This is a genomic window from Pseudoalteromonas sp. SG43-8, from assembly GCF_014164245.1.
Lineage (GTDB): Bacteria > Pseudomonadota > Gammaproteobacteria > Enterobacterales > Alteromonadaceae > Pseudoalteromonas > Pseudoalteromonas distincta.
The window spans coordinates 36,573-63,135 of record NZ_JACJEX010000003.1 but is presented as its reverse complement, the minus strand read 5'-3'; the positions used below and the strand labels follow the sequence as shown (position 1 = coordinate 63,135).

The 26,563-nt window shown below is 37.8% G+C and carries 25 protein-coding genes and 1 pseudogene; 21 read left to right on the top strand and 5 right to left on the bottom strand.

Annotation, left to right across the window (positions count from 1 at the left end; translation table 11 throughout):
• From H5122_RS07905 to H5122_RS07870, 8 genes are all read left to right on the top strand, one after another.
• Positions 1-570 (top strand): hypothetical protein, encoded by a 570-nt coding sequence (locus tag H5122_RS07905; protein WP_182681628.1) that lies wholly within the window; start codon positions 1-3, stop codon positions 568-570.
• 426 nt (positions 571-996) lie between these two features.
• A complete protein-coding gene (locus H5122_RS20100; RefSeq protein ID WP_220487754.1) occupies positions 997-1,791 on the top strand; it encodes a DUF6615 family protein in 795 nt (264 codons plus the stop codon).
• A 69-nt stretch (positions 1,792-1,860) separates the two neighbouring features.
• Positions 1,861-2,214, top strand: a complete 354-nt coding sequence (locus H5122_RS07895; protein WP_182681629.1) for a hypothetical protein — start codon at positions 1,861-1,863, stop codon at positions 2,212-2,214.
• Between the two features lie 135 nt (positions 2,215-2,349).
• Positions 2,350-2,751: a hypothetical protein gene (locus tag H5122_RS07890; protein ID WP_182671164.1), complete on the top strand. Its 402-nt coding sequence runs from the start codon at positions 2,350-2,352 to the stop codon at positions 2,749-2,751.
• A 108-nt stretch (positions 2,752-2,859) separates the two neighbouring features.
• The gene (locus tag H5122_RS07885; protein ID WP_182681630.1) at positions 2,860-3,162 is read left to right on the top strand and encodes a hypothetical protein; all 303 of its coding nucleotides are present in this window, start codon (positions 2,860-2,862) and stop codon (positions 3,160-3,162) included.
• Positions 3,163-3,283: 121 nt separating this feature from the next.
• Positions 3,284-3,580 (top strand): hypothetical protein, encoded by a 297-nt coding sequence (locus H5122_RS07880; RefSeq protein WP_182671165.1) that lies wholly within the window; start codon positions 3,284-3,286, stop codon positions 3,578-3,580.
• 205 nt (positions 3,581-3,785) lie between these two features.
• A complete protein-coding gene (locus tag H5122_RS07875) occupies positions 3,786-4,391 on the top strand; it encodes a hypothetical protein (RefSeq protein ID WP_182681631.1) in 606 nt (201 codons plus the stop codon).
• A gap of 48 nt (positions 4,392-4,439) precedes the next feature.
• Positions 4,440-5,414, top strand: coding sequence for a transposase (locus H5122_RS07870; protein WP_182681632.1), 975 nt, complete (start codon positions 4,440-4,442; stop codon positions 5,412-5,414).
• Between the two features lie 317 nt (positions 5,415-5,731).
• On the opposite strand, the pseudogene H5122_RS07865 reads toward H5122_RS07870, so the two are convergent.
• A pseudogene (locus H5122_RS07865) lies at positions 5,732-6,481 on the bottom strand (IS110 family transposase); the annotation flags it as partial.
• Between the two features lie 323 nt (positions 6,482-6,804).
• Between H5122_RS07865 and H5122_RS07860 the strand changes: the two are divergent.
• The 9 genes from H5122_RS07860 (at position 6,805) to H5122_RS07820 (ending at position 16,339) form a co-directional block, all read left to right on the top strand.
• Positions 6,805-7,029 carry a hypothetical protein gene (locus H5122_RS07860; RefSeq protein ID WP_024591715.1) on the top strand — a complete coding sequence of 75 codons (225 nt, stop codon included), beginning with the start codon at positions 6,805-6,807 and terminating at the stop codon, positions 7,027-7,029.
• Positions 7,030-7,116: 87 nt separating this feature from the next.
• Positions 7,117-7,542: a hypothetical protein gene (locus H5122_RS07855; RefSeq protein ID WP_024591716.1), complete on the top strand. Its 426-nt coding sequence runs from the start codon at positions 7,117-7,119 to the stop codon at positions 7,540-7,542.
• A 163-nt stretch (positions 7,543-7,705) separates the two neighbouring features.
• Positions 7,706-8,149 (top strand): hypothetical protein, encoded by a 444-nt coding sequence (locus tag H5122_RS07850; protein ID WP_121955211.1) that lies wholly within the window; start codon positions 7,706-7,708, stop codon positions 8,147-8,149.
• Positions 8,150-8,419: 270 nt separating this feature from the next.
• Positions 8,420-9,376, top strand: a complete 957-nt coding sequence (locus H5122_RS07845; protein WP_182681633.1) for a phosphotransferase — start codon at positions 8,420-8,422, stop codon at positions 9,374-9,376.
• A gap of 146 nt (positions 9,377-9,522) precedes the next feature.
• The gene (gene upp / locus H5122_RS07840; protein WP_002958676.1) at positions 9,523-10,152 is read left to right on the top strand and encodes a uracil phosphoribosyltransferase; all 630 of its coding nucleotides are present in this window, start codon (positions 9,523-9,525) and stop codon (positions 10,150-10,152) included.
• Positions 10,153-10,162: 10 nt separating this feature from the next.
• Positions 10,163-11,401, top strand: a complete 1,239-nt coding sequence (locus H5122_RS07835; protein WP_182681634.1) for a uracil-xanthine permease family protein — start codon at positions 10,163-10,165, stop codon at positions 11,399-11,401.
• A 145-nt stretch (positions 11,402-11,546) separates the two neighbouring features.
• The gene (locus H5122_RS07830) at positions 11,547-13,292 is read left to right on the top strand and encodes an HAD-IIB family hydrolase (protein WP_182681635.1); all 1,746 of its coding nucleotides are present in this window, start codon (positions 11,547-11,549) and stop codon (positions 13,290-13,292) included.
• The gene (locus tag H5122_RS07825) at positions 13,285-14,505 is read left to right on the top strand and encodes a glycosyl transferase (protein ID WP_002958673.1); all 1,221 of its coding nucleotides are present in this window, start codon (positions 13,285-13,287) and stop codon (positions 14,503-14,505) included. The genes H5122_RS07830 and H5122_RS07825 overlap by 8 nt, the downstream gene beginning before the upstream one ends.
• Before the next feature lie 55 nt (positions 14,506-14,560).
• On the top strand, positions 14,561-16,339 hold the full coding sequence (locus H5122_RS07820) for a sugar phosphorylase (protein ID WP_002958672.1): 1,779 nt from the start codon (positions 14,561-14,563) through the stop codon (positions 16,337-16,339).
• A 327-nt stretch (positions 16,340-16,666) separates the two neighbouring features.
• Here the strand turns inward: H5122_RS07820 and H5122_RS07815 are convergent, their stop codons facing one another.
• Positions 16,667-19,507 carry a TonB-dependent receptor domain-containing protein gene (locus H5122_RS07815; protein ID WP_182681636.1) on the bottom strand — a complete coding sequence of 947 codons (2,841 nt, stop codon included), beginning with the start codon at positions 19,505-19,507 and terminating at the stop codon, positions 16,667-16,669.
• Between the two features lie 549 nt (positions 19,508-20,056).
• A complete protein-coding gene (locus H5122_RS07810) occupies positions 20,057-22,909 on the bottom strand; it encodes a TonB-dependent siderophore receptor (RefSeq protein WP_182681637.1) in 2,853 nt (950 codons plus the stop codon).
• A gap of 551 nt (positions 22,910-23,460) precedes the next feature.
• On the opposite strand from H5122_RS07810, the gene H5122_RS07805 reads away from it, so the two are divergent.
• Both H5122_RS07805 and H5122_RS07800 read left to right on the top strand, forming a co-directional pair.
• Entirely contained in the window at positions 23,461-23,850 is a 390-nt protein-coding gene (locus H5122_RS07805) for a cytochrome b562 (RefSeq protein ID WP_101217007.1), read from the top strand.
• A gap of 83 nt (positions 23,851-23,933) precedes the next feature.
• Positions 23,934-24,320: an OsmC family protein gene (locus tag H5122_RS07800; protein ID WP_002958670.1), complete on the top strand. Its 387-nt coding sequence runs from the start codon at positions 23,934-23,936 to the stop codon at positions 24,318-24,320.
• 63 nt (positions 24,321-24,383) lie between these two features.
• On the opposite strand, the gene ykgO is transcribed toward H5122_RS07800, so the two are convergent.
• Positions 24,384-24,518 (bottom strand): type B 50S ribosomal protein L36, encoded by a 135-nt coding sequence (gene ykgO, locus H5122_RS07795; RefSeq protein WP_002958669.1) that lies wholly within the window; start codon positions 24,516-24,518, stop codon positions 24,384-24,386.
• The gene (locus H5122_RS07790; protein ID WP_182681638.1) at positions 24,515-24,781 is read right to left on the bottom strand and encodes a type B 50S ribosomal protein L31; all 267 of its coding nucleotides are present in this window, start codon (positions 24,779-24,781) and stop codon (positions 24,515-24,517) included. The genes ykgO and H5122_RS07790 overlap by 4 nt, the downstream gene beginning before the upstream one ends.
• A gap of 241 nt (positions 24,782-25,022) precedes the next feature.
• Between H5122_RS07790 and H5122_RS07785 the strand changes: the two genes are divergently transcribed.
• Positions 25,023-25,292 carry a hypothetical protein gene (locus H5122_RS07785; protein WP_039487544.1) on the top strand — a complete coding sequence of 90 codons (270 nt, stop codon included), beginning with the start codon at positions 25,023-25,025 and terminating at the stop codon, positions 25,290-25,292.
• Between the two features lie 281 nt (positions 25,293-25,573).
• Positions 25,574-26,554 (top strand): sensor domain-containing diguanylate cyclase, encoded by a 981-nt coding sequence (locus H5122_RS07780; RefSeq protein ID WP_182681639.1) that lies wholly within the window; start codon positions 25,574-25,576, stop codon positions 26,552-26,554.
• Positions 26,555-26,563: the final 9 nt, after the last annotated feature.

Genomic DNA, 26,563 nt, shown 5'->3' with positions numbered 1-26,563 from the left:
ATGCTAACAAGTTGCTTAAAAGGAAAAATAACAGTTGGCCATCGCTTCGCGATTATAACCAACCATTATTTTCCTCTTAGCAAGGCGTTATGTATTACTTTGAATATGGATATATTGAATAGGCTTGAGCAATTAAACGCTGACCCGTTTAAACAAAAGCAAATAAAGAAATACCTATTAGCTTGCTGCAAAAAACTGGTCAAATATAGAAGCAGTGGTAATTTAGAAAAAGGTATTACTCTAGCTAAAAAATATAATGCTGGTTATATATCATGGAAGAAATTCCATGATATCGAGTATATTTTGGAAGGTGAGGCTTTTCGTATCGAATTTTACTCTAACGATCCTTATTTTGGCCAATTTCGAGTTGATAAAAATGATTTAGCTGACTTAAAAAAGATTCGAGTAAGTAAAGCTCTTCACTCTAAAAAAGCTAATAAATACCTTATAGATCTTGCTTACTTTGTTGATTCAGTATTTAGTTATTGCTCTCATCCTGGTAACAGTTTACCTGATATTGAACATTCTAAATTTCTTTGCCCAGTGTTATTCAAACGGTATTTTAGATAGGTGCGTTTAATACATAACAAACGCATTAAAATGGACGCCTAACAGTTGGCTGGCGCTCATTCTTCGCTAAGGTTAGCCAACTGTTATCCGCCATTTATGCGGAGCGTTAGCAGTCTTATTCAGTTTGTATAAATCAGGGATTGGTTTTTAGTAAAAGGTTTTACGTTTCACTTCAACTATCCCTAATTATAATTTACTTAACGTTAAATGCTTTTCGTTGTTTTCTTCGCGTAAACTTTTAAGTAAAGTGTATTTAAAATAATATATCGTCTTATTAGTAAGTTACAGCGGTAAACCGCAAACGTTTGTCTCACACAGCTAACAAGGCAATTAAGCAGGACTAAATACAGCGGGCTGTTCGCTCCGCTCCATTTTGCCCACTATATTTAGCCTCTTATTGAGGCGTTAAGTTCACAAGGAGGTTCAGTGCTAGATCATCACCTTAATATTGTTTGTGACGATGTTTGGAATCGTTTAGACAACTCTATACAGTTTGGTATAAATCAAGGCGAAGAAACATTAACAGACAATTTGTTGTTATATTTAGCTTCTCAAAAATTATCAAACATTAAAATTATCCAAACACCTAAAGATAAAGAAAAACTGAAAGGAACAGACTGGGAGTGGTGGATAGGCAACAGAAAGCAAGGATATTTACGCTATGCTGTTCAAGCAAAAAAGCTGGATTTGAAAACAGGCAGGTATGCGTCGTTAAATCATGTGGTGGGTAAAGGTAGTAATGCCAGAGCACAACATGAAATATTAGAAGCTTATGCTAAAGCTAATAAAGCGATTCCAATATATGCGTTTTATAATCACTTGAAACATTCTGAGTATCCTAAGAGCTGGAACTGTCCATTACCTCTTGATATCCCTAAATTTGGATGTACTGTCACGCCTTTAAAAAACGTTAAAACTGCACTTTCTAAACGAGGTTTTCGTACTTTTGAAAAAATTCACGCGTTTCCTGAGACAGTTCCTTTAAGGTGTTTAGCAGTTTGTCCAAATATTGCATTTTCAAATAATACCCGTAATAAAATGGGAGATGTGCCTAAGGTGTATGAAAACCCTTGGGGTTGGATAAGCGAAATGGGACACCTAACAAGTTATGAAGAAATGCCTTCTCAGTTTTATGATCATGAGTTAGGTCTGTACCCTAAACGCATTTTACTAATCGAAACCAGTGAATGTGAACTTAACAAGCCAATCAAGCAGGACTAAAAACAGTTTGCTTGGTTCCGCTTCGCTTCACATTCTAGCAAACAATTTTTAGCCTCTTATTGGGGCGTTATGTGTACAAAGGAGTCTACTGTTAAATTCGAAGTGTTTTTAATCTTATCAACGTTTTTTGGTTTGTTGCATGTAGGAACTTTTTTATATTTAAAGAAAACTGGTTCTCATAAAACTTTATACAACGAGCTGAAAATATCTAAATGGTTAATTGCTTTGATGCTATTAATGGGCTTTATGTTAGGTGCTATTTATAACAACAATATTCTATTTGATGAATCTCAGTTTAGGAAAACAGTAACTCTTATATTATTTACGTTTTCTGTGCCTTTTACTATTGTTGGTTTTGCATGGATTCGGGCGATGAGTCCTGTATTATTTAGGCAGTTATTAAGCGTGTTTAAAAAAGGTTAAGTGTAAAGTACACATAACAAGTCATTAAAGCAGGAAAATTTACAGTTGGCTGTTTTCACTGCGTTCAACATTTTAGCCAACTATAAATTTCCTCTTAATGAGGCGTTATGCGTCTCGATAAAATGGAGTTTCTAATTGACCTATGAATTCAAATCTAAATTTTGGTCAAACTTAAAAGTCACGTTTAAATTCGTTGGAATTGTGCTACTTGGATTAATCATAAAAATAACAATCGATGAACTCCAAGAAGGTGAAATTGAAGATCCAACCGCACCTTTAGTGTTGTTAACTTTTATACCAACACTTTTAATTGGTGTTTTCGCTTATACAAAATTAAAACTATCAAACTTAAATAAATACCTTTGCTCACTTGTTTTCGCATTTGCTATTTCATTTTCTGTGTTAGTACTTTATTTTATTGCAGTAGCTCTTGGTTCAACTGAAATAAATATAAGGTTAGCCAAATTTTTTACAATATTAATTTTTGCGTGTACGACGTTGCTATATCTTCAATTGCCATGGCAAAAAGACGCATAACAAGCTGTTCAAGCGGGACTGCTAACAGTTGGCTCGGTTTCGCTTCGCTACACATTTTAGCCAACAATTATCAGCCCCTTAACAGGGCGTTAGCCATATAAGGTACTCATGAGTCATAATCATAACTTTAATCAAAATGAATGGCCATTTAAAGAGTCTAGTTCTTCGCAAGTGTACACAACTAAACTTGTAGTACACGAACAGTATCCTATTGTTTTTATCGTACATGATGAAGATGGTGACTGGCAGTTCTTATGTGGTACGACAACAGAAGATATTGTAGTTGCTTGCTTTGGGTGTTTTTATGAGCATCATAAGCTAATAGAACAGTTTTCTGACCTTCCTAGGGGTTGGTGTGCTTGGCGTGACAATGTAAATAGCCCATGGTTTAAAGAGCAGCAAGCCGTTTAATATGGCTAACAAGACCTTTAAACGGACAAAAAACAGTTTGCTGTTTTCACTTCGTTCAACATTTTGGCAAACAATTTTTTGCCGCTTAAGGTGGCGTTAGAAGTGCCAGAAGGATCTGCAAATGTCTTATTACAACTGCACTATTTTAAAGACCGCTGCAAAAGTCTCTTTTTTACATATTTCTTGGCTTGTTGCCCTAATTGGAATTCCGATTGTATTTTTTAGGGATGGCTTAGACTTAGTAGAAAAGTCACTATTGTTTAGTGGATTATTATTCTTTTTCTGGTTTGTATATTTACTTTTTTGCATTACATTTCATAGGCTAAGTATGCGAAATGAGCATAACAAATTTGGCTACCTTGCAAAGGATGACCTCGAAAAAGGCAAAGAAGTTGGTACACATTTGGAGGGTTGGTAGCATGGCACTTCTAACAAAACGCTCAAGCTCGCTCCCTCTGGTCGCAGGGACGCCTATACGCGGGGCGGCTTCGCCATTATGCCCCACGCATCTGCGCCCCTTAGCTTAAAGTTAGGTAACCAATGATATTCCGAGACGTACAACTAATTAACGCTGGAAAACATAGCGAAGAGAAATTAGCTCAAAATCGGTATTTGATGGCTTATTGGGAAAACTTGCGGGATATATTTTCACCCTTTTACCCAACAAGTTCGATTTTTACGGGATATCTAAGTTAAATATTTATCTTGGTCCCTTCGAAGGTGAAAACTTTACTGAAGCATCTACAGATGGAATAGCAATTTATCGTCGATGCGATTTTGATTTTAGCGAATTCAAAAAACTTCCCGAACAGGATAAAAATGAACGATCTCTATTTTATGTAAGAGATTCCTTGCTCGTGCTTTGCAAAAGATTTGAACTGTCCGATCAGGTATCTGAAGTTATAAGAACAGTCTCTAAACAAGTTTTAGAGAGTAATTTTGAGCTAAAACGCGAATATAAAAAAACGACAAAGTGGAATAAAGCAAGGAGCTTGAGAGCAATAACCGAGTTGAATCATAAAGTTGGCGGTATGGATGTTAATTTCACTTTAGTGAATAAACAAGGTGTTACTTTGGCTAGGCATTGCTTATTTAGCAATGCAATTTGGAATACAGTTTGGTTTGAGTTATTTGTAGGTACATGGGAAGAATCTAATTTCATTATCGAAAATAGAGCATTGAATACATTGAATAAACAAGACATCCATCCTAAATTTTGCATTTTTTAAAATTAAAGGCTAGCCTTTGTTTAGTGCAAAAAATGTGCAGGGTGTCTTATGGCAATCGCAAGAAAGCGTCAAGTAAGTTTGGTTGATACAAAATACTATCACTGTATTTCGCGTTGCGTGCGCCGTGCATTTTTATGTGGTGAAGACCGTTTAACTGGTCAATCTTATGGGCATCGACGAGGCTGGGTTGAAGATAGGTTGCTCGTATTAGCAAAAATATTTTGTATTGATGTATGTGCTTATGCCGTAATGAGTAATCATACCCATTTAGTACTGTATGTTGATGATAAAAAAGCGAATAGGCTAAATGATAAAGCGATTATTATCCGTTGGCATAAACTTTGTAAAGGGACCGTACTTACGCAAAAATACATACAGGATGAAAAGCTAAGTAAAGTTGAACTTATCTTTTTTAATCAAACAGTAAAGCAATACCGAGAGCGCCTATCAAGTATCAGCTGGTTTATGCGGCTATTAAATGAAGACATTGCTCGCAGAGCAAATAAAGAAGATCACTGCACTGGACGGTTCTGGGAGGGTAGATTCAAATCGCAGGCATTACTAGATGAGGCAGCACTTGCGGCCTGTATGGCCTATGTCGATTTAAATCCCATTAGAGCTAAAATGGCTAACACTCCAGAGGATTCAGGCCATACCAGCATCAAACAGCGTTTAACGTATGCAAAGGATGGTAAACAACCAAAAAAACTACAGCGCTTTTCAGGCATGCCACGTCAAATAATGCCAAAAGGTCTGCCGTTTGAGCTTAAATCGTACCTTGAACTTGTTGAATTAACAGGACGTTGTATACGAGAAAATAAGCGAGGGTATATTGAAAGTACACACTTGCCTTTACTAGAAAGGGTGAATATATCTGCAGAAAACTGGTTAAAGCTTACAACCCAATTTACGCGCGTATTTCATGGCGCAGTGGGCAGACCAGTCTCACAAGAAGGTTATTGTGAAAACTTAAACCGAAAGCGGCGAACGAATATCAGTAACTGCGAAAAGCTACTGGCATAAAATTTAAACTACTCAGTAAAACTATTCAGTAAAAAATCACAACTGCACCATGCAGTCATTTTCATGCGTGCAATTTAGATTAAGAGCGCTAGTGACTTATTTGATGAATGAAATAAAAATAACCTGTCGATAAAAGATATATTATTAGCCTACAAATTAAATTTTATGGCAACATTTTGTTTGTTCAATTAGAGTGGCTGTCCAGTTTAGCTGAAATAAAAATAACCTGTCGATAAAAGATATATTATTAGCCTACAAATTAAATTTTATGGCAACATTTTGTTTGTTCAATTAGAGTGGCTGTCCAGTTTAGCTGCACCTCGTATCATCCGTTTACCCTGATAAGCACCACTTTCTCGATTAAATGGTGCAACACCAACCAGTGATGCAGCCTCTTTATTGTTTACACACCCAAGCTCAGGCATGTCACTAAGTAAGTTAAACGCGACAACATTACCAACGCCAGGCACACTTTGAATAATGTCATTCTTGACCTTATATTCGTCACATTCTTTGATGAGTTTTTGTAGTTTCAAATCTACTTTGTCAATCTGATTTTTTAATGCCGTTAGGATAGGTTTTATTAGTGATGATATTGTTTTTGGCATTATTTGTGAACGATTTTTCTCCATCGTTTGCATATCCATTAACTGCCTTCTTCTAGAAAGTAAATCACTCATCAAGCGCATCTGCTCTGGCTTTAAAGAAGAGAGTGGTGGCTTTATTGCTTCACCAAAATGAGCGATGAGTTGCGCATCAAGTTTATCTGTTTTTGCTTTTTGGCCAATAGCGCCTGCGAAACGTTTAATATTAACGGGATTAGCAACAACGAAAGGGATATTCGCTTGAGCACACGCCATAATAAAGGGGTGTTCGAGGCGCCCAGTTGCTTCAATAGTAACACGCGTTATTGGGTGCTTTTTTAGTGTTTTTATAGCGTGTTTAATGCCGCCGTCATTGTTTTCTACGGTGAAATATATATCTAACGGTCGGATGTAAATATCGAGTTGAGTTTTACCTGTATCGACACCGACGTTAATTTCATTTTGCTTATTGAGTGTATTCATAATAAGCTGACTCTGCCTTGCGATTCGGGCTCGAGGCCCCGTTGACTATCCGAGTTTAATGCTTGGAGTTTATACAGCGTCCTTTCTTGTTATCGGTCTCTCAATAGAGGAGCGTTCAATCAATCGAACTACTGTATAAAAGGCTTTGGTTGCAGCCAAAGCTTGGGCCTCACATTACCCGAACTAGGTTAAAGTATTAATTAATTTATGGGTTTATTATCCATACAAGCCATTCAAGCAGGACTTTTTCCGCTTCGCTTCACATTGTAACTAACAATTAAAAGCCTCTTAAATGGGCGTTATATGCAAAAGGAGAATCGCGTATGAATATCAATGCAACACTATTAGGAGAGATAATATTTATCTCTGGGATCGTTATCGGTGTCCTTAGTTATTATTTGGCTAAACGTAAAACTAGCACACCTAAAATAGCTACATTTATAGGCGTGCTATTAGCATTTATTCCGCCACTCGGTTTAATTTATATTGCCATTCTAGTGTTAAAAAATGACATTAATCAAAACAATACTACTGAGGCTGTTGAGTAATTTGCATATAACAAACAAATTATGGCGCGACGCGCAAACAGCGCGCGCCGCATATTCGAATCGTTATACGTCGAACAGGCATCAAGGATGATTTTTAATAAATTCATGAGAGTATTCAAAGAAACGAAAGGGATGCCAAAGTTATTCCGGTTTCAGCATATGCTCAACTCAATTACATATTCACTGATGGTGCTTTTTGCTTTCTGGCCTTGGCCAAACGGAGAGTATTCGTTGAATGGGCGCAGCCTTACTTATCAAGAATTTTGGTTAACAGGTATGGCGCCCGGCTTTCTGTTATTTAGCATACTAATCATTGCAATTTGCTTTGCTTCAGTGAATAAACACTGGGCTGGCCGTGTTGGTACTTTTTTATACTGGGCATCTATTATTGCCTTCATGTCTTTTTATTCTTTAACTGGGGTTGTAATAGGTGGGGCAATAATAGCTGTTTGGGCGTACTATGTGTTCTATAGCACTGGCATGAGGCAGTTTTTTGTTCAATCAAACGTATAACAAAAAAATTAAGTTCGCCCGCTGCGCGGGCTGGGGCACAAACATGTGGGCTGCTCACTTCGTTCGGATTTTAGCCCACATGCCTGCGCCCCTTATTTAAAAGTTATGTAACCAAGGAAGAATCGTGAAATTCTGGAGAAACTCGTCCACAGAACATTATCCAATGTGGAAAGCATTCTTGATGTACATCTGGGTAATACCTGGAGTTCCGATAGGAACCTTTTTAGGTGTTTATTTCTTAGAGGCTCGTAATAGGAGCGATGATGAATTATTACTTAGCTTGCTTAACTATCGTTTAGATTTTACTTTGATTATTTTATTTGGTGTTGGTTTTATCCTTTGGGTTTGGTCTATTAGAGCTTTAAGTAAGCCTGTTTTTCAAATTCATCAAAATAGGTTGTACTTTTACGGTTATGGCTTTTTTAAAGATGACATTGCACTTGATTCACTTCAAGAAATACGCTCCTATAATCTTGGTCCGCTGGGTCACCTAATAGACTTTAAATCTAAAGTCGGTATTACCTTTAGATCTTTTGCTTTTCTATCAAACATTAATAAAAGTAAATTAGAAAAGTTTTTTGAGGAAAGTGGTATAAAGGTTACATAACAAACCATTCAAGCAGGACATTGCTCCTCACCCGTTTTAGTGGACACCTCCTCATCACTTTGAAGAGGCTAAAATGCCTAAATATACTCAACCTAGGAAGACATGGTTTTATCCAGTTAATTTCAAAATCAAAGTGTTGTGGCATAGTGATTTTGGCCACTATTTACATACAAACTTGTATAAAACCAAGTGGAGCTTTCTTATGCCTTAGTTTTATTAAAAACGTCCACTAATGTTAAACTACAAAAAACTTAATTACTTAATATAGCTATGGCATTTTATCTTCCTTTATTACAACCTCACTTTAAACACATTGAAATTGGCGATACGCTTACATCACTTTGGAGTGGGTGTGGCAATATTGTGCAGTGCCAGCTTGATGATAAGCCATGTGTTATTAAAGCGATTAAAATACCCAGTTATATACACCATCCTAAAATTAAACAAAGCGAATTTGCGCTTAAAAGAAAGCAGCACTCATATAGTGTTGAATACACTTTTTATAAGCTTTATAGCCAGCACTTACCAAAACATGCGCAAAGTATTGAATGTATAAGCGCAATTAATAAAGACGATGAATACGCGCTGGTGTTTAAGGATTTCACCAAACATGGGTTTGCTCAAGCAGGGGCACAACATGTTAAAGCTATATTAAAGTGGCTTGCGCACTTTCATGCGTTTAACTTAAGTGAACCCGCTAATGGGTTATGGCAGCAAGGCAATTATTGGCATTTAAGCACGCGACCAGATGAGTTTAATAAATTAAAAACAAGCGAAAATGAAAAGTCCGATATTAAAAATGCTGCACATAAAATAGATGAGCAGCTACAAAGTTGTGCGTATAAAACGCTGATTCATGGCGATGCAAAACTTGCTAACTTTGCAGCAAATGAGCGCGATGAAATACTCGGTTATGATTTTCAGTATATAGGTGCAGGTTCTGGGATAATTGATGTAATGTATTTTATGACCAGTTGCTTAAGTGATGCACAATTACACGAGTGCGCTGATGAGTATCTTGCGTATTATTTTGATAATTTAAAGGCTGCTATTACAACTTATCATCCTACAGCACCAGCAGGTAAAATAGCTGACGATTGGCTCGCTTTATGGCCTGCTGCATGGGCTGACTTTTATCGATTTTTAGCTGGCTGGAGCCCCGAGCACCAAAAAATAAATAGTTATATGCAACAGCAAGTAAACAGCTGGTTAGCGAGTAACATTTAATAAACACAACGGGTTGATTGCTTGCATAAATATCAAGCAAAACAATACATTTTGGCACGATGTATGAAAATCTCTTTAAAACTACAGGTCAAATGACCTTTTTTAATATAAAATACTGCAAATTCTTGTATCAGTAGGTTTATATCATGGCAATTCACGTTATTTCTCACCCTCTTGTTCAACATAAACTAGGCCTAATGCGAGCGCATGGTATTAGTACTAAAAGCTTTCGTGAATTATGTTCTGAAGTTGGAACCTTATTAACTTACGAAGCAACTAAAAACCTACAGTTAGAAGATAACGAAATTACAGGCTGGGATGGCAATAAATTAAAAGTAGAGCATATTAAAGGTAAAAAAATTACCGTAGTGCCTATTTTACGCGCTGGTCTTGGCATGATGGACGGTGTTATGCAGTTATTACCAGCGGCTAAAGTAAGTGTTGTTGGTCTTGAACGTAACGAAGAAACACTAGAACCAGTACCATATTTTGAAAAGCTCGTTGGTAATATTGATGAGCGCTTAAGCTTAGTTATTGACCCTATGCTTGCAACAGGTGGCTCAATGATTGCTACAATCGATATGCTTAAAAAAGCAGGCTGTAAAGAAATCAAAGTAATTGTATTAGTAGCTGCACCAGAAGGTGTGGAAAAAACACTTACAGCACATCCCGACGTAGAAATATTTACAGCCTCTGTAGATAGCCACTTAAACGAAAAGGGCTATATTATCCCTGGTTTAGGCGATGCGGGCGACAAAATATTCGGTACTGTTTAGGAGTCTTTAAGTGCAAAATAATGACACCTTTTCAATAAAAACTATTTTAACGGGCGCGCAAATGCTGTTTGTAGCATTTGGTGCGCTGGTATTAGTGCCACTTTTAACGGGCTTGGATCCTAATGTTGCGCTTTTTACCGCTGGCATTGGTACTTTGCTGTTTCAGGTAGTGACTAAAGGCCAAGTGCCTATATTTTTAGCTTCATCGTTTGCTTTTATTGCACCCATTATTGCCGCTGTGCAAATGTGGGGCGTGCCAGCCACTATGGGCGGCTTAATGGTGGCCGGCTTTGCTTATATGCTTTTAAGTTTATTAGTAAAGTTTAAGGGCGTTGCAACGCTTCATAAAATTTTACCGCCTGTGGTTGTAGGCCCTGTAATTATGGTTATTGGTTTAGCGCTTGCACCTGTTGCTGTAAATATGGCGATGGGTAAAAGTGGCGACGGCAGTATTCAAATTATTGATTACAACAGCGCTATTTATATTTCGTTGTTCTCGTTAGTGGTTACGCTTATTTTTGCAGTGTGGGGAAAAGGCGTATTTAAGCTTATACCTATTCTGGCAGGGGTTGTTGCGGGTTATTGTTTATCGCTTGCAATGGACGTTGTGCAATTTGACGCAGTAACTAACGCACAGTGGTTTGCTGTACCAAACTTCACATGGCCTGAGTTTAAATGGCAGGCTATTTTGTTTATGGTGCCTGTAGCAATAGCACCTGCAATTGAGCACATTGGCGATATGATGGCTATAAGCCAAGTGACCAATAAAGACTTTTTGAAAAAGCCTGGGCTTCACCGTACTTTGTTTGGTGACGGCCTTGCGACGTCTGCTGCATCATTATTTGGCGGCCCGCCTAACACAACTTACTCAGAGGTAACGGGAGCTGTTATGCTTACCAAAAACTTCAATCCTAAAGTAATGATGTGGACAGCCATTATCGCCATTATTTTAGCCTTTGTTGCTAAAATGGGATCTGGCTTACAGACTATACCTGTACCTGTAATGGGTGGCATTATGATTCTACTTTTTGGCTCTATTGCTGTAGTGGGTTTAAATACGTTAGTTAAGTCGGGCGATGATTTAACAGCACCACGTAACTTAAGTATTGTTGCACTTATTTTGGTGTGCGGTATTGGCGGTATGCATATAGGTGGTAGCCAATTTAGTTTAGAGGGCGTAAGTTTATGCGCTATTTTAGGCATTGTACTCAACCTTGTACTACCTAAGGCGCAGCCTCAAGAGAGTTAATAGTGCACGTAAGTTAAAAATATTGCACCAAAATAGCGCATTTTCAACGCGCTATTTTTTTAACCTATTAATAAATATACAAAAATAATAATGGTCTATTACCTGCATTTAATTTCCAGAACGCATCGTATGCAAAGGAGTTACTATGTCAGAGGCCAATATTGTGGATATAACCCCGTTTTTAGCAAAACACCAACTGCCTTTAAAGTATCAATATTTGAGTGAGCAATATTTTGTTCCACTTGCGCATGACATCCTCGAATCTAAAAAAACAAATACTCCTATTTTTGTTGCCATAAATGGATGCCAGGGCTCAGGAAAAACAACACTCGCAGATTTTTTAGTTACGTGGTTTTCTAAAAACACACCACTTAACAGTGTTGCATTGTCAATTGATGACTTTTATTTAGCAAAACAAGCACGTACTGACCTTGCCAAAGACGTACATCCTCTTTTTACTACTCGCGGAGTACCGGGTACTCACGATGTAGCGTTAATGAATAGCACAATAACTAACTTACTGGCAGGAGAGGTAAACGTACCGCTTCCACGTTTTAATAAACACGAAGACGACAGCGTGTCAGCAAGTGATTGGCTAACAAACGAAAAGCCAGTTGATATTGTTATTTTAGAAGGATGGTGCGTGGGCAGTGAGCCACAACCGTTGTTTTCATTGAGTGAGCCGCTTAACGAGTTAGAGCACCAGTTTGATAAAGAAGGCGTTTGGCGCCGCTGTGTAAATAGCTGTTTGGCAAATGAATATAAAGCCGTTTTTAACCTAATTGATTATACAGTTATGCTAAAAGCACCGAGTTTTAGTGATGTTTTTACATGGCGACAAGAGCAAGAACAAAAGCTAATAGCCAAAAAAGGTGAAGGCTCAGGCACCATGACTAACGAGCAATTGGTGTATTTTATTTCTCATTTTGAGCGCATTACGCGTGAGAACTTAAACACACTGAGCGCTAAAGCAAATGCTTTAATTGAACTTGATAGCAACCGAGATATTAGCGGTATGCACCTAACAAGTGATGACACCCTTCAACCTATTATTTTTACAGATTTGGACGGTACATTACTCGATCACGCCGATTACAATATAAATAATATCAGTGAGTTATTACAGCAGCTGCAAAATGCGCATATTCCTGTGGTGTTTAATACCAGCAAAACTTTTTGCGAAGTTATAGAGCTTAAAAACGATTTAAATATTCAACAGCCTTTTATTGTCGAAAACGGTGCAGCGGTATTTATTCCAGAAGACTATTTTGAATTAAAGCCAATTGGTTGTAAAAAAGTAGGCGCGTATTGGTGCTACGCAATGGCAAAGCCGCTATCGAGTTTATTAAAGGACTTAAATACTTTAAAGGCAGATTATAAAGCACATTACAAATTGTTTAGTGACTTATCGAGTGAGCAAATATCAGAACTTACAGGTCTCGATGATGCGCAAGCAAGACGCGCACAAACCCGCGATTATTCAGACCCTCTTTATTGGTATGGCAATGACGAATTACTCACAGCTTTTGTAAACGATGTTGAAGCACTCGGCTACGATATAAAAATTGGTGGGCGCTTCATTCATATTGCCAAAAATACCGATAAAAGCGCTGCACAGCAGTGGTTAGTTAAACAGTTTACCCATCATTTCAGAAAGCCTCTCACGGTTATAGCACTGGGTGATAGCGATAACGATAAGCAAATGTTAGAACACGCAAATATCGCCATTATTATTGCCAATCCGGCGAGTAAAAAGCCGGTTAAATTGTCGCACAATAAAGCACGATACTCTCAATCACCAGCACCGCTGGGCTGGATTGAAGAAATAACATCGTTGCCGTGCATTAGCAGTATTTTAAGTATTTCTGAGGAGCAAACATCTCATGGCTGATTTTTACCAAAATGGCATTATTACAACATTACATAATATTGCCGACAGACCAATAGAAGATCTAGAAAAAGAGCTACTTACTTTTAGCAAGCAGCGCCCAATGGGATTAATACTTCCTTCGTTATTTAGTGAACTTGAAGGTCCTGCACTGCAAAATATAGTTAGTGAATTACGCGAAGTACCGTATTTATCGCAAATTACCATAGGTTTAGATAGAGCTGACGAAGCACAGTACCGCCATGCACTTGGCTTTTTTAAAGAGCTAAACCAAAACCATAAAGTATTATGGAACGACGGCCCACGCTTACAAGCACTTGATAAAGAATTACAAGAGCTAGGTGTTGCCCCACGCGAGCTGGGTAAAGGGCGTAATGTGTGGTACTGCATGGGCTATAAATTAGCAACAGCAGAAGTAGAGTCTATCGCACTGCATGATTGTGATATTTTAACCTACGACAGAAGCCTACTTGCTCGCTTAATTTACCCCGTTGCGCATCCGCGTTTTAACTATGAATTTTGTAAAGGGTTTTACCCGCGTACTGCTAATGGCAAAATTAATGGCCGTGTATCGCGCTTATTAGTAACGCCATTGCTTCGCTCGTTTAAAACAATTTTAGGCAATACCGACTACCTTGAATATATGGACTCTTTTAGATACCCACTTGCAGGTGAGTTTTCGTTTAGACGCGATGTATTAAACGATATTCGTATCCCAAGTGATTGGGGCCTTGAAATAGGCGTACTGAGTGAAATGTATCGTAACTATTCGCATAACCGCTTGTGCCAAGTAGATATTGCCGATAATTACGATCATAAACACCAAGAACTTTCACTTGATGATCAAAGTGCAGGCTTGTCTAAAATGTCGATTGATATTACTAAGGCATTGTTTAGAAAGCTGGCGACTCAAGGTGTTACTTTTACCAGCGAAACAATTCGTTCATTAAAAGCGACTTATTACCGTATCGGTCTAGATTTTATAGAAACGTATCATAACGATGCGTTAATGAACGGGTTAACGCTTGATGTACACCAAGAAGAAAAAGCAGTAGAAATGTTTGCACAAAATATTATGGAAGCAGGGCAACACTTTTTAGAAAACCCAATGGAAGCGCCATTTGTGCCAAGTTGGAACCGTGTTGTATCAGCAATGCCAGACGTACTTGAGCGCTTAAAAGAAGCCGTAGAGCTAGATAACGAAGAATATAGTTAACCTGCGTGCAGGTTAACTAGCCTATAAGTCTAAACAATAAATATTAGGGGCGCATGTGAGCACAGTTAGCGAATTATTTTTACAACGAGTAGAGCAACATCTTCATATTATTTATGAGGGTGTTGAGCTGCCTTTATCGGTTACTGAGCTTGCTCAGCAACTTATTAAAATTATATTAGGTAGCAATGCACTGCGCGACCCGACACCCCATACAAACCGGTGGGATGAACAAGATATAGTATTGATTGCTTATGGCGACTCTATTATTAAACACGATGATAGCGAATTTGCCGTATCGAGCCCAATGGAGGCACCGCTTAAAACACTACACAGGTTTATAAAAGAGCAATGTGATATGCAGTTAAATGCGCTGCATATATTGCCATTTTACCCGTACAGCTCAGACGAAGGCTTTGCCGTAATGAACTACGTGCAAGTGAACGAGTCCTTGGGTGATTGGGGAGATATTCAAAACATCGCTAAAGACGTAAAGCTAATGGCGGATTTAGTTATTAACCATTGCTCAAGCAGAAGTGTATGGTTTGAGAACTTTTTAAATGATTTACACCCGGGTAAAGATTATTTCAAAACGGCGAGCTTAACGGATGATTTAAGCCAAGTTGTTCGCCCGCGAACCTCATCGTTATTAAATACTGTAACTACGCCAAGCGGCGAAAAACACGTGTGGTGTACCTTTAGTCACGATCAGGTTGATTTTGATTTTGCAAACCCCGAGGTACTTAAAGAGTTTGTGGGAATAATTAGGCATTATTTAGACAATGGCGTGCGTTTATTTAGACTCGATGCGGTTGCATTTTTGTGGAAACAGCTTAATACAAGTTGCATTAACTTGCCGCAAACACATGAAGCAGTAAGGCTAATGCGAACACTTATTGAGCACGCAGAGCCCAGCGTAGTTATAATTACCGAAACCAATATTCCAAACCAAGAAAACCTGTCTTATTTTGGTAATGCCAACGAAGCGCACAGTATTTATAACTTTGCACTGCCGCCTTTATTGCTTCATACATTACTTAGTGGCGATAGCACTGCAATTAAGCATTGGATGATGAGCATGCCGCCTGCGCAAAATGGTACGGCATACTTTAATTTTATAGCCTCGCACGATGGAATAGGGCTCAGACCAATTGAAGGTTTATTGCAACCCAGTGAAGTGGCATCTCTAGTAAGTACCACAATGCAATTTGGTGGTCGTGTATCTATGCGTACAAGTAACGATGGCACACATACACCGTACGAGCTAAATATTGCTTTATTTGATGCTCTCCAAGGGACGCACAATGGCCCAGATAAGTTTGGCCTGGAGCGGTTTATGTGTGCTCACGCAATTATGTTTGCGCTAGAAGGTATCCCAGGGCTTTATATTCATAGTTTGTTGGGTACAACTAACGATTACGAACGCTTTGAAAATTCACAGCATAACCGTGCTATTAATCGCCATCGTTGGCAAGAGTCAAAGCTACTGGCGGCAATTGGTGAAAAGTACAGTCATCATCATAAAGTGTTTAACGGCATAAAAAGTTTATTGGCAGTACGCAAAAAGCAAAGTGCCTTCCACCCAAATGCTACACAGTTTACGCTGCATTTAGCAGGGGGATTATTTGGTTTTTGGCGACAAAGTATAGACAGACGCCAAAGCATATTTTGTGTTTATAACATTAGCGATAAACCACAAACACTTACATTAGCCGACTTAAACTTAATTAACACCCAAAAGTGGTTTGATTTGGTGGCAGATAAAACGATTGAAGAAAGCCAATTAACAATAGAGCTAGAACCATACCAAAGCGTGTGGCTGAGTAATATTAAATAAAATGTATTAAAAAAGGCTCGCACTGCGAGCCTTTGTTTTAACTAGGGCGTGTTGATCTTTGTGGATTGAAATTTGTTCAATTTAGGGGCAATTAAATCGCGACGCGAGGTTTGTAACCTAGTGGACTAAGTAAAAACCGAGCAACAAAGAGTTAATCGCCCCTAGAAAGAACCCTTCGGGCAGCGCATGTTTGGTATTTATGCTGCGTTATCGCCTATTTATGGGGAATAACCACACTACATAGGCTCTGCCTTGCCTAAAAACCAAACATACTGCTGAAAATTCACCCACCAATGATCAACACGCCCTAATAAGTTATTTTATTAATTATAAGCTGTAGCTTAAGTTAATGTAGCCAAAGCGGCCAATGTTGTCGTAACTTGCGCTGCCCGCGCTTGTACCACGTGAACCGTACGGAAGTTTACGATTAAATACGTTATCAACACCTACTTTAACGCCTAAACCGCTATCGAAGTTGTAACCAACAGTCATATCGGTAATAAAGTATTTACCGTAAGACATTTGATTACTTGGGTTCGGGTTATTTTCAAGCTCAACATTTGTATATAAATCTACTTCACTTAAAAAGCGTGTTTCAACTGTTGAGAAAAAGTTATCCATAACATAACTTACAGATAAGTTAGTTTGCCACTTAGCTTCACCTGTAGTACCTGCGTATTCAATGTAGTTACTAGGGTCGTCTTGGAACGGGTAATCTTTACGTTCAATTAAGTAAGTACCAATTAAGCGGGTTTTAAAGCTACCTTCAAGCGCGTCAAAGTCGTAACCTAGTTCAAAATCTATCCCTGATGCTTTTTGGCCAGCAACATTTAATACAGAGTTTTGTATTAAAGTAATTTCACCATTAGCATTACGTGTAATTAAGTTACAGTACTGATTGTTTATACCTGTTGCGCTATCAACACAGCGATCAAGAATGTCTTGCGCGTTAATTGTGTCAATTGCATCTTCAAGTTCAATTTCCCAGTAATCAATAGTAAGTAGCGCGTTTTCTAAAAACTCTGGTTGGTAAACAATGCCTACAGTTGTACTTGTTGACTCTTCGCCTTTAACATCGCGGTTACCACTGCTTAAACCATCTAAAGAGGCTGAATCGTAATCTGAATTAAAGTCACTCGCTACGCCTAATGCGGCACAGTTTGCAGTACGTGTTGCACCGTTTGATAAGTCACCTAAGTTTTCAGCGCGACACGGGTCGTCTACATTGTAGAAAGTTTGACTCGGTGCACCAAATACTTCACTAATGTTTGGCGCACGAAGTGCTGCAGATTGTGTTACACGTACACGTAGCTCATCATTTACAGTCCAATCAAGGCCAAGTTTCCAGCTAGTGGCTTCGCCAATCGTACTGTAGTCAGCATGACGTACTGCAGTGTCAAATACTAAATCTTGGATAAGCGGCAAATCAGTTAAAATTGGCATCGTCGCTTCAAAAAATACTTCGCGTACGTTGAACGAACCTTTATCTTCGCCCAGTGCGTTAAAGAAAGTACCTTCTGCGTTATCTGGCTCTTTTGTTTCGCTTTCTTCTTTACGGTACTCGGCACCAAATGCAACACCTACATAGCCTGCTGGTAATTCAAAAATAGCGCCATTAGCAAGTGAGCCAGAAACAACCGTTTGCTTAATTGTTGAGGTACCAACTGATACTGTATTTATGTAATCAATAGCTTGTTGAGATGGTGCGCCAAAACCCATAATGTTTACAGGCACACATCCGTCAGCTTGTGCAGCAGCACTACGACATACTACGTTACCATTTGTATCTTCAACGGCATCAAGTGCATTAAAGTAGTTGGCTAAAATCATGTTAGCGCCGTTTTCACGCTCAAGATCAGTTTGGCCATAAACAACTGATGTATCTAATTCCCAATCTTCAAATACAGTACCTTTTAAGCCGGTAACAAAGCGCGTTGTTTCACGCGTATTGTTTTCAATGCGGCGGCCAAGGTCGGTCATCATGCGGTTAACCATGATCGAATCAACACCTTCCTCTTCCATACGTGCTTTGATGGCTGGGTCTAGGTAAGGGTTGTCGATTTTAATGCTATTGTCGCTGTCGAAAAAGAAAAATGCAGGTTGGCCTATGCTTTCGCCTTGGCTGTTTACGTATTTTGCATCAAAGTAGACATTTAAGTCGTCGGTAACATCGTAGTTAACTTTAAAGTTTACGTTGTAGCGCTCGAACTCAGGTTGAATCTCTTCAAATTGACCAAGATTAAACGAATCACAGTTTGCACATGACAAGCCATCTACATTATCACCTATGTATAAGTCGCGAGCGCTACTGTCGGCGTTAAAGCTATTAGTATATCCATCTTCAAGTGCATAAACACCGGCGTTATTAATTGCGTAATAACCAGCATTAGGTGTTAAGATTTTGTCAGGGAAGGCTGCGCTATCTTTGTTTGCATCTGTTTGGGCTTGATTACGTAAACTACTAAACGAAGTACTAGTCCAAGGGTGGTCAAGTGCATTTAATGAATCTTGGCCAGAGTACTCAATAGCAAAAGCGGCATTACCACGGCCGTTATCAAAATTAGAGCCGTAAGAGAACGTCGCTTTTTCGTTGTTGTAGCTGTTTAAATCGGCAAAACCTCGGGTAACACTAAAATCCATACCTTCAATGTTGTCTTTTAATATAAAGTTTACAACACCTGTTACCGCGTCAGCTCCATATACAGCGGATGCACCACCAGTGATAATTTCTACACGCTCGACCCATACACTTGGAATAGTATTGGTATCCACAGCTTGAGAGCCTGCAGAGCTTGATACATGACGCTTACCATTTACAAGTACTAAGGTACGGTCTGTACCCATGTTACGTAAATCAAGAATATTTAAACCAGCAGTACCAATAAAACGGCCTGAGTTAGCCATAGAATATGTATTGCCAAGTGCTGGTAAATTGTTTAGCGCTTCACCAATGTTTACAGCGCCTGTATTAATTAGCTGCTCGCCACTTATAACTGTTACTGGTGCAGGTGCAATAGCACCTTCACGTAAAATACGTGAACCCGTTACTTCAACGCGTTCAATTTTTGTTGCTTGCTCATCTTGTGCAAGCACAGAGTTACTTGCTGTTGCAGCAGCAGTAATTAATGCACATTTAATGCTAGTAGAAAGTAAATTATGACGTTTCATGTGTTTCCCAAAGGACATTTTATAGTAATTTAATACAATATTTATTTTTACTTAATACAGTCTGTATTAGATAAAAACCTATAACTTTTTTATGAGGTCGGCGATTATTGCACGGGGAAACCAGTAATAGAAGAGAGGTAACTTGATGGATTTAAATGAGTTATTTCTGTATCAATTTTTATAAAGTTCAGTTTGTTGCGTTTTTTACATTTATAATTTTAATTATTTGATATGAGTTTGTAACTAAAAATAAGGTTTTTTATTGTCTATGCACTTTTCATTATCATGTAGTGTTTTTTGTTTTCATTTGAGTGTTAATAATGAACTTTTTTATGGCTTTCATATTAATTTTTTAAGAGAAGGTTAGTTAATTAATAAATTTTAATAGAAGGTTTATTAGTCTTTAATGTTTTATTTATGTAATTTCATGTTGTCGTGAAGTAATTTAAATTACGCTATTTTTGTTGCTAATAAATATAAAAATGAGTAAATTTCATCTTTGAAAAGTAAAAAAGGCCCAGTTTATGGGCCTTTTATTAACAATAAAACTTACATTTTATATGAAAAAGTAATGTAACCAAAACGCCCTATATTATCGTAGCTAGCACTTCCGCTACCATCACCACGTGTACCATAAGGTAACTCACGATTGAATAGGTTATCTACACCCACTTTTAAGCCAACACCGTTATCAAAGTTATAACCGACTGTCATGTCAGTAATTATGTATGTACCAAAAGAAGTTAAACTATTTGGATTGGGGTTATCGCTTAAATCTTGATCTGTGTATAAGCTTACTTCTTCGATATAACGAGTGCTCAAAGATGTGTATAAGTTTTCGTAGCTGTATTCTATATTTAAGTTAGCTTGCCATTGCGCTTCACCTGTAACGCCCGCATATTCAATGTAGTCGCTAGGCTCATCTTGGAATGGGAACTCTTTACGCTCAATCAAATATGTACCAATAAAGCGTGTTTTAAAGCTACCTTCAAGCGCATCAAAGTCGTAACCTAATTCAAAGTCAACACCAGATGCTTCTTGACCTGACACATTAAGCACTGAGTTTTGAATTAACGAAATCTCACTGTTTGCATCACGTGTAATAAGATTACAATATTGATTTGAAATACCTGAGCCGCTATCAACACAACGATCTAGGATATCTTGCGCACTGATAGTCGAGATTGCATCTTCGAGCTCAATTTTCCAGTAATCGATAGTAAGTGTTGCGTTTTCAATAAACTCTGGTTGGTAAACTAGACCAATAGTAGTACTTGTAGATTCTTCACCCTTCACATCTCGGTTACCGCTTTGTAAACCTTCAAGTGTTTGTGAATCATAGTCAGAATCAAAACCTTCTGGCACACCTAATGCAGCACAGTTGGCACGGCGTGTACTACTGTTTTGTAAATCATTTAAGTTATCAGCTTGACAAGGATCGTCGACACTGTAGAAAGTTTGGCTCGGTGCACCAAAAATTTCACCAATATTTGGCGCTCTTAGCGCTTCTGATTGTGTTAAACGAAAACGTAGCTCATCGTTTAGAGTCCAATCAAGCCCTAATTTCCAGCTAGTTGCATCGCCAATTGTGCTGTAATCAGCGTAGCGTACAGCTGCATCCAGCACTAAGTCTTGAACAAATGGTATATCAGAAAGTAGTGGAATTGATACTTCTGTAAAAATTTCACTTACATCAAAGTCGCCTTTGTCTTCACCAAGTGCATTAAAGAATGTGCCTTCAGCATTATTTGGCTCTTTTGTTTCACTTTCTTCTTTACGGTATTCAACACCAAAAGCCATACCTACATAACCTGCAGGTAATTCAAATAATCCACCATTGGCCAAAGAAGCAGATACTACAGTTTGAGTGATTTCAGATGTACCTGTAGAAACAGTATTAATGTAGTCAATTGCTTCATCACTTGGCGCACCAAAGCCCATAATATTTACAGGAACACAGCCTTCAGCTTGTGCTGCTTCACTTCTACATACAATATTACCATTGCCATCATCTACCGCATCAAGTGCGTTAGAGTAATTTTCAAGAATCATATTCGCGCCATTGACGCGTTCTAATTCTGTTTTACCACGTACAATAGATGCATCTAAATCCCAATCACTAAAGACCGTACCTTTAAGGCCAGCTACAAATCGTGTTGTTTCGCGTGTATTGTTTTCAATGCGACGACCTAAATCAGTCATCATACGAAGTACATTTATTGATTCTACGCCTTCACCGTCGTTAGCTTCTTCCATAAGCTTCTTAACACTTGGGTCTAAATATGCGTTATCAATTTGTATGGTATTACGTGGATCGCCAAAGAAAAATGCGGGTTGGCCAATGCTTTCACCTTCACTGTTTACGTATTTGGCTTCAAAATAAGCATTTAAATCGTCTGTTACATCATAGTTAACTTTAAAGTTAACATTGTAACGTTCGAATTTTGGTTGTATCTCGTCAAACTGGGCTAGGTTAAACGAATCACAATCTGCACATAGAAGACCGTCAACGTTGTCACCAGTATAAATGTCACGATGAGAGCCATCTGCATTAAATGTATTTACATAACCATTACCCAGGCTAAATACGCCTGCGTTATTAATTGCGTAGTAACCAGCATTTGGCGTATAAATCTTATCAGGAAAATTAGGGTCGTCTTTATTAGAATCGTTTTGGGCTTGGTTACGTAGACTTGAGTATGAACCATCAGTCCAAGGGTGATCTAACGCATTTAAAGAGTCCTGAGCTGAGTATTCAACTGCAAATGCAGCATTACCACGGCCATCATCAAAGTTCTTACCATATGAAAAGGTTGCCTTTTCATTGTTGTAATCACTTAAATCTGAAACGCCTTTAGTTACAGTAAAGTCTAAACCTTCAATATTATCTTTTAAAATAAAGTTAACAACACCTGTTACAGCATCAGCACCGTAAACAGCAGATGCACCGCCTGTTACAATTTCTACACGCTCAACCCATACGCTTGGTATAGTATTAGTGTCAACAGATTGTGAGCCAGCTGAGCTCGAAACATGGCGTTTACCATTTACAAGTACAAGCGTACGGTCAGTACCCATGTTACGTAGATCAAGAATATTAAGACCTGCAGTACCAATAAAGCGCCCTGAGTTTGCTAAAGAATATGTGTTACCTAGTGCTGGTAGTTTATTTAACGCTTCACCGATATTCACTGCACCAGTATTCAGAAGTTGTTCACCAGTAATGACAGTTACAGGTGCAGGTGCAATTGCACCAACTCGGCTGATTTTTGAACCTGTTACTTCAACTCGTTCTATTTTTGTATCCTCAGCATTTGCTGCAATAGAAGTATTCGCCAAACCAATTGCACTTAAACAGAGAGCTGTTTTTATGCCGCTTGAGAGCTGGTTATAAGATTTCATATTATCCCCTAGATGAATTAGTTGTTTTTTTAAACTTAAGTGCAATATAAAATTCATGTTAGTAATTATTTGTATACAAAATTTACATTGCGCACCCAGATTTAACACTTGCAGTTTTTTAGGCAATGGATTATCGCTGAACCTACAAATAAAGAAGACAAGCGGTTTGTTAAAATGCAGTTAAAACAATGGTTTAAAATGTTTCTGTTAACTTCTTGTTTGCCCTATTGGCAATGTGTTTATATTTTGTATCTTGTTTGTCTTTTTTATTGTTTTTTACTTATTGATTTTTAAAAGTATAAATATTTATATGTTTATTTTCATGGTTTTATAGTTGTGTTTTTGGGGATTATTTTGTTACTTTTGAGGTTTGTATCGTATAGGGTTAGCTTGATAATTTATTTTCATAAATTCAAGATTAAGTTCTGTCTTCCACCGCTAATACAAACTGTAAAGGGGCTTTACAGATAGCTTCCAAAGTTTAGAGTAGTAGAGTTACTTTTTTTACTTTAATTGATACAATTCGGCGTCTTTCATTCATAAGGTTGTTCATGAAATATTTCTTATTAAATATTGCGTTATTATTTAGCTCATTGGTTTTAGCCGAGGAACCTGTCGATCTTGAAGTAAATATGAAAAACACGGGCCTTGCATATAAACAAGCGGTGCAGGCAACTCAACTTAGTGAATTTAATACTGCGATTGATGAATTCATAAAGCTGGTTAAAGTGAGTAAAACAGGTAAGTTTTACAAAAAACCTGAGCAGTCATTGCAGGGCCTTGATAAAGTGATTGCCCAAGCTGAGCTTGCTAAAAAAGCAGCGAACGAGCAGGGTCTAAGTGCAGCAAAAGAACCGTTAAAAAATATAGATAATTTACGTAAAAAATATCATGAGCTACATGAGCCTCCAGGGTTCTTTGAATTACTGTTCGGTTCATAAACCTAAACTATATGTATCTTTAGTCGCTACTTTTAAGCTAATTGCGTTAAAAGTATCTGCAGCAATAAATATAAGGAAACACAATGGAAATTTCAGTTTCAATGTTAGAAGGCCAAAAGCAAAGCGCTAAATTTGGCGACCTAGAAGTAATCAGCGATCAAAGTGTAAACGCTGGTGGCAACGCAGAGCATCCAGAACCGTTTGATTACTTTTTAGTAAGTATGGTTTTATGTGCAGGTTTTTATGCACGTAAATTTTGTGAGCAGCGTGATATTTCAACGCAAGGTATGACGCTTACTCAAAATAATGAAAATGTAGATGATAACGGTAAAAAGTTATTTTCAATTGAAATTAACCTACCAGACGGTTTTCCTGATAAATATAAAAAGGCGCTTATTGCAGCCGTTAATACCTGTACGGTAAAAAAAGTAATTCAGGCAGTGCCAGAGTTTTCAGTAGTGGTAAAATAATCCTCCCTAAATTAGGTAGCTTTAACAGGCTACCTAATTATGTATAGTGCTCCACGGCTTAACTTATTTCTTTTTCATTCCTTGTACTGCTTTAAAGCGTGGGTTGTTTTTACAAATTACAAATACACGACCTTTGCGTTTTACAATTTGACAGCCCGGGCGTTGCTTGGCGCTTTTTAGAGAGCTTAATACTTTCATACCTTTTCCTTTTTAACAGTCGATAAACTTTTAAAACGACGGTTAAACTGCGCAACACGGCCATCTGTAGCAACAGTTTTTTGCTTGCCTGTATAAAATGGGTGTGAGTCACTTGATACGTCAATAGGTACATATGGATAAGTATTACCGTCTATTTCTACTGTGCGGCCTGATTTAATGGTTGAGCCAATAATAAAGTAAGAATCGGCGGCAGTATCGTGAAAAGCAACCACTTGGTAATCAGGATGAATATTTGGTTTCATAATACGCCTCAATAAATGATATGTGATAATATATCATTTTAATTTGACGTATTTATTCTCTCATTGCAAATTATTTAAATGCTCCCCAAAAGGGGCGTAATTGCTGGCTATTTGTGCAAACAAATCAAAAAATAAGCACTTGAATTAAAAATGCTGGCTATTGGCGTTTAGGCTGTTATAACTATATTTAAGAGTTAAAACGTTAACAAATACGGTTATAAAGTTATTACAGAGGTTATGTATGAGTGACGCAACACAACAACAAGAACAAATTGACCAAGGGGTGATGGAAACCCTAAGAGAGCGCGACCACAGTACCTTGGCGCAACAAGTAAATCCGTTAACCTGCAACCACAATGATATTGTAGAGTTACTAGCAAGGTATATGGCACTTAGTGAGCAAGAAGATGATGAGCTGTTTGATACTTGGTTTGATAACCTAACTAAAGAGCAACATACTGTTTTAAAAGTATTTGAAGTTTACCGTGGACAATATGAGCACCAAAATTAAAGTGTTTATTTTTGTAAGTATGCCAAATCCAGTGGTTATTTAAATAAAACTAAATAGCCACTACTCCCACCTGTTTTCATCATAATTTTTTGCGGATTTAATCTTATCTTTATTTAAGTACGACTTACTGATATTCATAAGTATTTATTGCTATTTTAAGGTAATGTTCTAGTTTTAATAGACAGACTGTTTATAATTTAAATAAGTTTATGGGTTATATACTCGAAAATATTCGCTCCCATTTCGTAATTCATAAAACACTTAAAATTAATTGAGCTTTAATGATTAAACCTGATATCCCAAGTAACGAAGCAGAGCGATTACATGCGTTAAAAACATTAAAAATTCTAGATACGTCGCATGAAGAGCGCTTTGATCGTGTTACTCGTATTGCCAAGCGTATGTTTAATGTTTCTATTTCATTGGTTACTTTAATTGACGAAGACCGCCAATGGTTTAAATCTAGGCAGGGGCTTGATGCGCCTGAGCTTCCTCGCGAAACCTCATTTTGTGGCCATACCATAAATCAAGACGAGCTCTTAATAATCCCAGATACAGCCCAAGATAAAAGGTTTTTTGATAACCCTTTTGTTGCAGGCGATCCTAAAGTACGCTTTTATGCCGGCTTTCCTTTAAAATTAAGGCAAGGGGTTATTATAGGCACTTTATGCCTTGCTGATAATAAACCTAGACACCTTAATGATGAAGAAAAACAATTACTAAGAGATTTAGGCACGTTGGTTGAGCAAGAGATTCAATCAATTCAACTAGCCACAATTGACGAGTTAACAAGAATCTCTAACCGGCGTGGCTTTTTGAACCTTGCTGAGCATACGCTAAATGTATGTAGGCGAAACAAAGTATCAATGTCGTTTATATTGTTTGATCTTAATAAATTTAAACAAATTAATGATGTTTATGGACACCACGAAGGCGATTTTGTATTGAATAAATTTGCGCAAATTATGCTTAGTTCATTTTGTGATTGTGAAGTAATAGGCAGACTTGGCGGAGATGAGTTTGTAGTAATGCTAAGTGATTTAGATGAAACAAAAGCTGAGTTTGTTTTACAAAGGTTTGCGGATGCAATTGCGCATACCAATAATACCTTAAATAAGCCATACAAAATTGATTACAGTGTAGGGGTAACACACTTTAAATACGATACAGGTAAATCGGTTGAGGATATGATTCAAGATGCTGATGTTGCCATGTATCAGCAAAAAAAAGCAGCAATCACTTTAGTGAGCTATTTAGTTTAATTGCTGCCT

Bases quoted from the DNA above. Each gene is read 5' to 3' on its own strand.
- H5122_RS07855 (WP_024591716.1), top strand. From the start codon at position 7,117: ATGATTTTTAATAAATTCATGAGAGTATTCAAAGAAACGAAAGGGATG.
- H5122_RS07895 (WP_182681629.1), top strand. From the start codon at position 1,861: ATGTGTACAAAGGAGTCTACTGTTAAATTCGAAGTGTTTTTAATCTTA.
- H5122_RS07785 (WP_039487544.1), top strand. From the start codon at position 25,023: ATGAGTGACGCAACACAACAACAAGAACAAATTGACCAAGGGGTGATG.
- H5122_RS07870 (WP_182681632.1), top strand. From the start codon at position 4,440: ATGGCAATCGCAAGAAAGCGTCAAGTAAGTTTGGTTGATACAAAATAC.
- H5122_RS07885 (WP_182681630.1), top strand. From the start codon at position 2,860: ATGAGTCATAATCATAACTTTAATCAAAATGAATGGCCATTTAAAGAG.
- H5122_RS07845 (WP_182681633.1), top strand. From the start codon at position 8,420: ATGGCATTTTATCTTCCTTTATTACAACCTCACTTTAAACACATTGAA.
- upp (WP_002958676.1), top strand. From the start codon at position 9,523: ATGGCAATTCACGTTATTTCTCACCCTCTTGTTCAACATAAACTAGGC.
- H5122_RS07805 (WP_101217007.1), top strand. From the start codon at position 23,461: ATGAAATATTTCTTATTAAATATTGCGTTATTATTTAGCTCATTGGTT.
- H5122_RS07810 (WP_182681637.1), bottom strand. From the start codon at position 22,909: ATGAAATCTTATAACCAGCTCTCAAGCGGCATAAAAACAGCTCTCTGT.
- H5122_RS07815 (WP_182681636.1), bottom strand. From the start codon at position 19,507: ATGAAACGTCATAATTTACTTTCTACTAGCATTAAATGTGCATTAATT.
- H5122_RS07880 (WP_182671165.1), top strand. From the start codon at position 3,284: ATGTCTTATTACAACTGCACTATTTTAAAGACCGCTGCAAAAGTCTCT.
- H5122_RS07800 (WP_002958670.1), top strand. From the start codon at position 23,934: ATGGAAATTTCAGTTTCAATGTTAGAAGGCCAAAAGCAAAGCGCTAAA.
- H5122_RS07825 (WP_002958673.1), top strand. From the start codon at position 13,285: ATGGCTGATTTTTACCAAAATGGCATTATTACAACATTACATAATATT.
- H5122_RS07780 (WP_182681639.1), top strand. From the start codon at position 25,574: ATGATTAAACCTGATATCCCAAGTAACGAAGCAGAGCGATTACATGCG.
- H5122_RS07790 (WP_182681638.1), bottom strand. From the start codon at position 24,781: ATGAAACCAAATATTCATCCTGATTACCAAGTGGTTGCTTTTCACGAT.
- H5122_RS07830 (WP_182681635.1), top strand. From the start codon at position 11,547: ATGTCAGAGGCCAATATTGTGGATATAACCCCGTTTTTAGCAAAACAC.
- H5122_RS07850 (WP_121955211.1), top strand. From the start codon at position 7,706: ATGTGGAAAGCATTCTTGATGTACATCTGGGTAATACCTGGAGTTCCG.
- ykgO (WP_002958669.1), bottom strand. From the start codon at position 24,518: ATGAAAGTATTAAGCTCTCTAAAAAGCGCCAAGCAACGCCCGGGCTGT.
- H5122_RS07905 (WP_182681628.1), top strand. From the start codon at position 1: ATGCTAACAAGTTGCTTAAAAGGAAAAATAACAGTTGGCCATCGCTTC.
- H5122_RS07860 (WP_024591715.1), top strand. From the start codon at position 6,805: ATGAATATCAATGCAACACTATTAGGAGAGATAATATTTATCTCTGGG.